Source organism: Clostridium lundense DSM 17049 (genome assembly GCF_000619945.1).
Taxonomy (GTDB): domain Bacteria; phylum Bacillota; class Clostridia; order Clostridiales; family Clostridiaceae; genus Clostridium_AO; species Clostridium_AO lundense.
Window position 1 is genome coordinate 1 of record NZ_JHVC01000043.1, and the last position, 10,950, is coordinate 10,950.

Below are 10,950 nucleotides of genomic sequence, written 5' to 3' on the forward strand. Positions count from 1 at the left end.
TACTTTAATTGAATCTGTTTGTGGTACTGCTGTTGCTGTTGTCCCCGGAATTGTTTCTGAATTTCCCTGGACTTTAAACTCTACCTCATCACTTAAATTAGGCTTGTCCTTTAATGCTGCTTTTATTACAATGGTTCCTGATCCTAATACTATAAATTTATTAGAAATCTTTTCATCCATTCTTCCTAACTTTTCATCATTCATTGTAAAAGTTAAATTTTCCACAGGTACTGCTTGATTATTTTCATCCTTTACCTGAAGTTCAATTTGATCTCCAACCTTTACTTTTGTAAAATCATTTACTATTTTTATAGAAATTGTTCCTATACTATCACTTTGTATTTTGTTTACTATATCTTGAATATCTAATTTCCCATCAATTACATCCTTCTTTTCTTCATTTACTGATGGCTTTTCAATATCCTTTTTAACATTTTTAGAGGAACTTTCCTTTTTATCCTCCTTAATGACCTCTTTTTTCTCTTCAGTAGCTCTATTTTCAACTTTTAAAGCTTTATCATCTTGTTTTGAATTTTCAGTAGCTTTACTATCATTTTTTACTACTGAACTGTCTTCTTTAGCAGCTTCTGCAAATACTGTTTTCATTCCTACAATTCCACTATCTACACTAGTGAAAACCATAACAAATGTCATTAGCATGCATAGCATACTCTTACACTGCTTTTTGTTAAACATACACTAACCTCCTATTAAAATTTTGAAAAAGATCGCTAAACTTATTAGACTATTATATAGATTAATTATCCTCCCCTCTCTTTTTCAAATACTTAAATTTTGATATAATTGAAATGTATATATTTATATAATCAGCATTAGTCAGAAGATAAACTTAATATTTTTGCTCATTTCTCTAGTTTATTTCATTAACCATTTAATTTTAATAAAATATTAAAATTTATTAATAGTTTTATTGGCGTTAAAACTATTAATATTGAGCTTTTAAAATTTTAAGATTAAATCCAATGATTAATGCTGATATAAACTTTATTTTAAATAACAAAAAAGTCTTACCTTCAAAGAAAGTTAAGACTTTTTTATTGATTTACATTTATCATAATAACATTCAAATTATTATTGATACTTAACTCTCCCTGGAAGTTGTATCTAAAATAATAAAGCAGGTTTCCTGACTTGTGGTTCTTCGCTAAACTTTTCCCTTCTCAAGATTTATCTCAATGGATTCTTAAAAGTTGCTCCCCAATTACAGTGGCCGGACCGTAGAGGACTTTCACCTCTTTCCCTTTTACTTCATATAAATTTATACAGTTATTATGTATTTAATATTTTATTATTTAATACACAGCAGGTATGTAAATAATTTCTGAATAAAATTATATAAAACTTTATTATCTTTTATTTAATTTTTATTTATTTTAACCTCTTATAACTTTATTCCTTTTATTATATCTTTCTAAAGCTTCTATGAAAGTTTCTCCAAATAACTTTGCAAAAATTACATTACTAATTGCATGTGATGTATCATGCCAAAAACTTAATATATTACCAGCTAATATAGTTTTTAATGTAACTGGTCTCATAAACTCTAAAACATACCATTGATTTAATATAGTTCCATAGATATATCCCCAAACACCACACAATATTATAAATCCATTTATCCCAAGCTTACTAATTTTGTTCTTCAGTAATCCAAAAAAAACTCCACACAGCCCCCATGCTAACATCTGCCATAAAGTCCAAGGGCCATGTCCTAAGAAAAAGTTTGAAATAAATGTGCACATTGCACCTACCATAAAGCCATTTATAGGTCCTAATGTGTAACCTGTTACCGCGCATATAAATGTAACTGGCTGAAAACCTGGTATTCCTGCAAAAGGCACTCTTAATACTCCTCCCAGAGCTGACATTGTTGCAAGAGCAGCCATAGTCTTACTGTCCATTTCCTTACTTTCAAATAAAACTATAAATGTACCTATAATAAATAGTGCAGATATTTCTACTGCTCTTTCCAATCCAAACCCTAAATAGGTCATTGAAAGTAATATTATTGTATATAAAATAATAATTATAGGACCTAACTTAATATTTTTTTTCATTTACATCACCTTCAAAATTTCAATGGCATCTTCTGATTTTATAACTCTACACTTTTTCTTAAAAACTTTAGCAATTTGTGGAGAATAGTATATAGAATCATATAATATAGTATTTGCATCACCTTTTGCTACAATTTCACCATTAAACATAAGCATTACAGAGTTAACGTAGTCTCCTGCAAAATCAGCATCATGTGTTATAAGCACAATAGATTTTCCTCTTGAAGATAGTTCCTTTATAATAGAGCCCAGGTTTTCTTTTGCCATAGAATCCATTCCTCGAGTAGGTTCATCCAAAATAAGAACATCTGGATCTGTAACTAATGTACAAGCGATAGCTGTTCTTTGCTTTTCTCCTCCACTTAAATCCCTTGGATTTCTATCCTTTAAATGTGTTAAATCTAAAAGTTCTAATACACTATTGACCCTTTTTTCATCATATTCATTAATATTTTCTAAAGTATATCCTACTTCATCAAAAACAGTTTTTCTTCCAAAATAATCATTTGGGTTTTGAGAAAGATACCCTATTTTTTTAATTCTTTTGTCTATACTAATTTTTTTTAGATTTTCACCTTCTATTAAAACTTTTCCAGTATAACTATCTATAAGTCCACATATTATTTTAAAAAGAGTACTTTTTCCTGCACCATTTTCGCCCATAACAGCCATTACTTCTCCTTTGTGCAGTTTAAAATTTATATTTTTTAAAGTCTTACTACCTTTTTCATACTCAAAATTTACTTTATTAACTTCCATAATACTATTTGAAAAGCTTTTACAATCATTTTTTATTTCCTCAAAACATAAATTATTCAAAGCTTCCCTTCCTTGTTTTACAGTTATCGGTAAAACATCTCTTCCAGCCTTTTTAAATATGTATGTAATATTAGGCAAGTGATATTTCTTATGTATATTTTTAGGAATATTATTAGGAGTTCCTTCCCCTATAATCCTTCCTTCTTCCATAAATATAATTCTATCTGCTAAATGGAAACATTTATCTAATCTTTGCTCTACAAGAATTATAGTTTTTCCCATATCTCTATTTAACTTTTTTATAGAATTTAACACATCTTCACCTGCTATAGGATCAAGCTGAGATATAGGTTCATCGAATAATATAATATCTGGGTCCATAGAAACTACTGAAGCTATTGCTACTCTTTGCTTTTGTCCTCCAGATATTTCTGTAGTTTGCTTGTCCTTAATTTCGTTTAATCCAAGCAATGATATAACTTCTGACACATTCCTTTTCATAATATTTATATCAGTATTAAGATTTTCAAGTCCAAAAGCAATTTCTCTTTCTACATCTTGAAGAATAATTTGCTTCTCTGGATGTTGATAAACCATTCCTACAGTTTTCACCATGTCGTAATTGGTAAATTCCTCAATTTTTTTATCTTTTATATATACTTGTCCTTTTAATGTTCCCCCATAATAATCTGGAATTATCCTATTTAAAAGTCTTATAAGTGTAGATTTACCACATCCTGATGGTCCTACAATTAATACAAGTTCTCCTTCTTTCACTGATAAACTTATATCCTTTAAAGCACTTTTTTCGCATTCCGGATAATTAAATGTAACTTCATCTATATTTATTATTTGCAATTTTTCCACCTCCAATTTATTAATGCTGGAACAAACATCATTATAGAAAGTATATATCCGTGAGTTGATAATGTCTTTAATGGATTATCTACCTTAGGATAAAAATTTAAAGCATTGAATCCTTTAAAATTAAAATACTGAAAATACACAAAAATACAGATATATACTAAAATCAAAATTATGTCTCCATATGTAAATTTCTCATAAAAATAAGAACTTCTTTTTTTAAAAGCTCCATATCCTCTTGAATACATAGATTCTGCCATATCTTGAGAATCCTCTAAGCTTGATAGAAATAATATATTCACTATATTTCCGCTGTATTTAATTGTTTTTTTCATATCTTTGTGAAATATCTTATTTCCTCTAAGCTTTTCAACATTAACTATATTTTCATAAGAATTCATCATAGTAGGAAAAAGCCTTATAGTCATACTCATAAGCAATGAAGACTTCTTTAAAAACTTAGAGAAAAATCCAAAAGCTCTATCAGGATGAATTATTAAATTTCCAAATCCAAAAGTAAGTGTTACACAAATAACTCTGATACCATTAAATATTCCATAAATTATAGCCTCTAAAGTAATCCTCATAGGTCCTACTACTGGGTAATTTATGTGTCCCTGATATATCACAGTTTTACCTTCATGGACCATAATCGGATTCAATATTATCATCAATAACGCAAAAGGTAATATTAGCTTTGCATATGAAATTAAATCTTTTAATGAATTATCCATATACGCAAGAGTTAAAAGACTGACTAACATTACAAATAAGTATATTGGATTTTTTATTTGTAAAAACAATAATATATATACTGTAATAAACAGTATTCCTGTTAGAGGATGTAACTTTTGTAAAAACGTATTTCTATTTTTATATGTGAGCATATAAATCACTTCCTATTTATTTTTTACTCTTTAATAAATACTTTTTTATTTCCCAACAATTAAAAAATACATATATACAAATAAAAAAGGACCTAAAGAGGTCCTAAAAATAACATAAGCTTATATTTTTACTATAAATACAATAAAAATATTTCTACCAGCTGAGTATATATCTTTCCCTCCGAAAGAATCAACAATTACTAGGCAGGTTTCCTGACTTAGCTTCATTTTACTCCCTTACCTTCCCAGATATATTTTATCCAGTGGCTTACTTAAGGTTTCATTAGCATTACAGTAACGGTGGGCTGTAGTGGATTTTCACCACTTTCCCTTTTAACTGCCGATTTAAGGCAGCACCTAATAACACCAATATGCAATTTTCTCCTAATAATTATATTATATAATTATACCTTATTCAACATTTTTTATATATTTATTGTAACATTTACTATTTTTCTATAATTTTCATACAATTATAAAGAGTAAATAATGTATGATACTTACTTCTTCATTAGTTAACATATATAAATTGACAACTTAAAATAATTTTTCCCCTAATAATAGTAAAAATCTTAACTTAAAAGTTAAAAATGAAGAATTAAAAATAGCTGAGAGTTTTGTTCTACTAATATTCAAAAACTAATTTATAAATAAAGAATAATAGGACTTTTACATAGTAAAAGTCCTATTATTCTTTATGATTTTTTCCTTACTTTACTGGTATTTCTATCACGTTTGAAAGTGATCTCATATCTTCTAGGTCATCCCATACAAAAGCTTTAACTGCATATTCTCCTTCTTTAGGAAGTTTTAGTATTCCATTTAACTCTACATTTTTACCACTTTCTATACTTTGCTTTACTGCAACATAGTTTGTAAGCCTTCCGTTTTTATCAAATACCCCTACTATTAAAGTTACATTTTTAGATTCCTTACTATTGTTTACAGCTTGTATAGCTATTTTGGCATCAGAATGTAATTTAAATTCTTTTACATTTGTTAAGTTTTTAATTTCTAAATCTTGTGGAATTACTTCTCCTTTTACATTTACTTTACATTCAGCGTATTTTCCATTTGCTGTTGTAATTTTTATTATTGCTTCTCCTTCTCCTAAAGCTGTTATATTTCCATTTTCATCTACTATAGCTATTTTAGTATTATTACTTGTCCAAATTACTTTTTTATTTGTAGCGTTTTCTGGTGATATTTTTTCATTAAGCTTTAAAGTTTTTCCTACTTTTAATTCCACTAAAGTTTTATCTAGTAATATATTTTCTACTTCAACTTCACTAGGTATAAAATTAAATTTATATATACATCCTTTTCCTTCTTTAAAGTTTTTATATGCTACTAAAGCCCTTAATGCTTGTTCTGTAGCTAATTCATTATATTTATTGTCTCTAAATCCAAAAGTTCCATCTTCTGTTTTATAACCAATCAATGCATCTATTAAAGTATTGTGTTTTTTTATAAATCTTTCATCAGTAGCTAAATCTATATTTAATGAAGAAAGCGCTACTATAACCATAGCTGTACTATTACTATTTTCCTTTCCACTAGATTTAAAACCGCCCTTTAATGTCTGCATACTTGAGAGAGCTACCACTGCATTGTCTATAGCTTCTTTTACTTCTTTTTTGCTATTATAATAAGGAGCTAAAGCTGATATTGTCATCGCTGTAGCATCTGGATCTGCATTACTTCCGAAAAACGTCCATCCATTATCCTTAGTTTTTCTTTCTAAAATAGTTTGTATAAGTTTTTCTCTATTCCATTTACTTTCTTTTGGTATATTAAAATTTCCTGAATCCAATGCAATAAGTCCAAATACATGAGCATTCAATCCTTGATCTAAATCACCATTATATATTTTTTCAACAAGATTATATCCACCTACATTAGTTGGATCTCCTCCAGCAGCTAAAATACTAATAATCTTTTTAGCATACTCAGTATCGTTACTTAATTGTCCTTTTGCATCTACTATTTGCTTTGTAACTTTTCCTAAGTAATCCTTTGATACTTCTTTTCCTGCCTTATTTAATTCAACAGCATACCAATCATTATTTAGTAATAGATTTTTACCTATTATTGTATCTATTGATTCATTTACTATGGATGTATAATCTTTTGGTACCACTTCTTCTGGCTTATCTTTTATGTTTTCTTTTATCATGTCATAAATAGGCTTTTTATTTAACATCTGAACTAATGCAGCAAAAGCATAATAAGAAGCTTCTGAGTTTTCAAATCCAAGCCCTGACCCTTGAGAATATCCTGATGTGGAAGCATCTCTTCCTTCAAATTTGCTCTTTAACATACCATCTAAAATAGTTTTTCCATTCTTAGTCCACTGCCATGATAATGGATCTATATTATTAGATAAGAGTGCCTGTACTACAGTTCCAGTAGCAGCTGGGCTATTAGGGAAGGTACTTCCAGCCTTCATATCAAAAGCTCCATCTTCATTTTGATTTTCTTTAAAAAATGTTATTAATTCATTTATCTTATTTTCTACTCCCGAAATATCCTTATGTTTAGATAAAGCTGTAACTGCTACTGCTTCTGTTTTAATATATTTATATGATGAATCTGTTTCTTTATAATTTGAGTCATTTAACATATTTAAAAGAGCTTTAATAGCTGATTCTTTATCATATTTTCCATCTACTAAATCTAAAGTTATAATGCAGTAAGCTTGAGTTTCTATAGAATTTTGATCCATAGCCTCATTTACTATAAATTTTCCTTTATTTATTCCATCTGACACTTGAGCTTTTTCTAATACTTCTATATGGTTTACTTTTTCATCTTTTACATTATCATTTTTAGGATCTAATCCTGCTCCTAAAAGCGCTATAATTGTTTTTGAAACTTGTAATGCAGTAGAATTTTTAGAATATCTATATATATTTTCTTTTACCCTGTTTTTATCCACACCTGACAAAACAGCCCCTGGTGATGCTAAAAATTCATACTTTCCATAAGCCATATAATGATTTTTTAAAAATTCTATTTCTTTATTCAATCTATCACTATAATCAATTTGTGGAGGAGTTGTTATTTTTATTTTTATGCTATCTTTTATTCCTTCACTACCTGTAATATATGCAGTAATTTCTAATTCTCCTTCTTTCAAGGCTTGAACTACTCCATTTTTTACTGTAGCAATTTTCTCATCTGAACTTTTCCAAGAAATAGCCGCATTTTTGATAACCACATTATTGTAATCAAAAGCTTTAGCTTCTAAATTAAGCTTTCCTCCATTATAAACTTCTTTTTCTCCATAAATTTGTACTTTAACTGGTACACTTACATCTTCATATTTAAGCTTTCTATACATAGAAGTCATAGTATTTAAATCTACTAATGCTGCAAGTACATGTGCAGTTGCTAAATCTGATACCATACCTGAATTAGGCTGAAGCATAAACTGATTATCTTTTTTACATTTTAACATTCCATCTACCATGGAAATTTTTTTATCTCCATCTTTTACACACCAATAATCAGATTTTGGATCTTCCTCTAAACATATAAGTCCTTGAATTGTAAGTGCTGTATCTGAGGAATTCTCTATAAGTCCATTTTTATCTTGCTTAAACTTTAAATATTTTTTAATCCCTTCTATAACTTCTTTTGAATTTTTTATATCTTTATGATTAGATAAGGCGATTAAACTCCAAGCTGTATGTTCTATATATGGTGTATATTCATCCTCACTAGTTTCACCTGTCCATTCGTCATAATCTCCTGGTATTATTGAGCCAAAGGAAACTTTTCCATCTCCTTCATCATGTGCTTTACTTAAAAGTGCTCCTACTACTTTTTCTTTATTATATTCAATCTCTGCCATATCCATGGCTATAATAGCTTTAGCAATATATTCTGATGTATCTTCCTTATCGTAATTATAATCTATTAAAAACTTAGTGTAATCTTTATCTCTATAATTTTTAGGATTTTTTCCAACACCTATAATATTCATAACATTTCTAGCGTTATTATGTAATCCATCCATTCCATAAATATTTACTTTGCTTAAAAGCTTGTCTGTATCCACTCCAGCTCTTCTTAAAGCCATTGATGTTATAAAATCAAGACTTTTAAAACTATTATCTTTCCAAGTAGCATAGTATGAAACGACACTATCTATAACATTTTGTAAGCTTTCATCTTTATTTATGCTTTCTTTGAACTTAAGTATCTCATTCTGAAGCTTCGTGTTAGCTGCATTTAACTCATCTATAGTTAATCCTTCTTTATTTAATACACTCTTTACTTCCTCTATTGATTTTTGAAGTAAGTCTTTAGCTTCCTGTGAATACTCACCTACTCCTGAACCAATCTGAGCAGTATTTAAAATCTTTTCTCCCTCATCTATGGAATTTACAAGAGAAGTTTTATCTACTATTCCTTCTCCTTTTTTTACTACTACTTTACAATAAGGTCTTGATATATCTCTTCTTTTTGTATCTTTATCAAATCTTACTGCTGAAATTTCATAAGTTCCTTCTTTATCAAATGTAAATGTAACATTTCCTTCTTTGTCTGTATTAATATATTTTCCATTAACTATATAGTCTTTATTATCAACTAATATTTTTGCATCACTTATTCCAACTTCTTTTGATTCATTAGTGTTTACATCATATTTTGATCCTAAAAGTTTTAAATTAATATTTTCTCCTGTTTTTACTTTAATAACACTTTTGTCAAAATAAGAATATGTATTTTTTTCATAATCTTCTTGAAAAAAAACTACTACATTATCTCCATTTTTTATATTTACTTTATTTATATAGTCTGGTGCATAATTATTATTTATATAATACATCCATCCATCTTTTGAACATACTAATCCTTGTTTAACACTAACTATATTATCTATAAAAGTACATCCATTTGAGTTAAATTTATTAGTATCCTTACAATCAACATTTTCACTTTCTAATGCCTTAATAATAGCGTGTGCTGCTGTTATATCCTTACTATTCTCTGCAGCCCCATAAGCTTTTAAATCAAAATTACTTACTTCTATTTCCCTTTCTGAAATTATAGTATGATCATTTGCTTCAATTCTTACTTTTACCTTTATATTATTTTCCGCTGCAAAAACCTTATAATCTTTTAATATTCCAATATTAAAAGAGGATAAAAACATCAAAAACGTTAATAAAAAAGATATTATATTTTTACATTTTCTTTTCATTATGGTCCTCCTTCATATTTAAAAAAGTGTTATACATCTCTTAATTTTTATATTCCACTTCCTATGAATTACTTTATTTTAAATTCCACTTTAACTTTTTCTTCATTTTTAAACTTGTAGTATCCATGATAACTTCCATTATCTAACATTGTGTTAAACTGTTTAATTCCATTCTTTAAATTATCTTGTCCTATATATACTAATGAATCATTTGAATTGTATACTGTTACAGTAACTTCTACATCTTCTTTGTTTTTAATTTTTATTTGAACTTTATCACCATTTTTATTTACTTCAAATTTGTCATCTGAAGGCTGTTCAGGTTTTGTGATTCCACCACTACTTCCCCCTGAACTACTGCCTCCCCCTGAGCTGCTGCTTATATTTTTATCTATTTTTACATCATTATTTCCTTTTTCCACTTTATTTACAGTAGCTCCACTTTCAATTTTTATATCACATTTACTATTAGCTAATATTTTTTCTACTTTTGAACCCTTTTGTACTTTTATCTTTGCTTCTTTACTTATCTTTATTTCAGCAAACTCACCATTAAAATCTACATTTTCCTTACTATTAACATTAACTGTTTTATCAAACTTTCCCTTAAGAACTGCTTTATTTTCAATTAATACATTACCAAAATCGCCTTTAACATTATCTAATATTGTATTGCTCTTTACGATAGTATTATTTATACTACTATTTTCCTTTAACTCAACTCTTACATCACTTTTACTATCAACTATTAATTTTTCAGCTTTAGAGTTAACTAAATGAATACTATTTTCTGCTCCTGACTTTACCACTATAGTGTTAGCAGTTACATTTTTAATATCTGTTGATCCTTTTTCACCTGGATCTACTGTAATTACTCCATTAACCTTCAAATTTTGTAAAGTTACCTTATTCCCTTTTACTAATAAATCTCCATTTATAACTTTTTCAGTTTTTTCTTCTCCAAAAACTGAATTATCTTTATTAATTTCTGTTACTTCTACTTTAGCTTCTAATTTATCCAATATACTTGATGGAACTACACTCTCTCCACCTATAGCAGTTATATTGCTTGAAGAAATTATATTGTTATTTACAAAATCTTTTAATTCTGATTTTATATCATTATTAGTTAATATTATTGGTGCTGCCT

Annotated in this window: 5 protein-coding genes, 1 pseudogene and 2 riboswitches; all 6 genes and pseudogenes read right to left on the reverse strand. The window is 27.9% G+C overall.

The window, feature by feature from the left end; genetic code table 11:
• Positions 1 to 696: hypothetical protein (locus tag T514_RS25335; protein ID WP_034869994.1), on the reverse strand; the 696-nt coding region annotated here is incomplete at its 3' end.
• A 425-nt stretch (positions 697 to 1,121) separates the two neighbouring features.
• Positions 1,122 to 1,304: riboswitch (cobalamin riboswitch) on the reverse strand.
• Between the two features lie 90 nt (positions 1,305 to 1,394).
• Positions 1,395 to 2,078: an ECF transporter S component gene (locus T514_RS0121765; RefSeq protein WP_027626641.1), complete on the reverse strand. Its 684-nt coding sequence runs from the start codon at positions 2,076 to 2,078 to the stop codon at positions 1,395 to 1,397.
• Positions 2,079 to 3,695, reverse strand: a complete 1,617-nt coding sequence (locus T514_RS0121770) for an ABC transporter ATP-binding protein (protein ID WP_034869996.1) — start codon at positions 3,693 to 3,695, stop codon at positions 2,079 to 2,081.
• Positions 3,686 to 4,588, reverse strand: coding sequence for an energy-coupling factor transporter transmembrane component T (locus T514_RS0121775; RefSeq protein WP_027626643.1), 903 nt, complete (start codon positions 4,586 to 4,588; stop codon positions 3,686 to 3,688). Before T514_RS0121775 ends, T514_RS0121770 begins: the two co-directional genes overlap by 10 nt.
• Before the next feature lie 186 nt (positions 4,589 to 4,774).
• Positions 4,775 to 4,964, reverse strand: a riboswitch (cobalamin riboswitch).
• A 333-nt stretch (positions 4,965 to 5,297) separates the two neighbouring features.
• A complete protein-coding gene (locus T514_RS25970; protein WP_051542253.1) occupies positions 5,298 to 9,800 on the reverse strand; it encodes an Ig-like domain-containing protein in 4,503 nt (1,500 codons plus the stop codon).
• Positions 9,801 to 9,868: 68 nt separating this feature from the next.
• Positions 9,869 to 10,950, reverse strand: a pseudogene (locus T514_RS27095) (hypothetical protein); the annotation flags it as partial.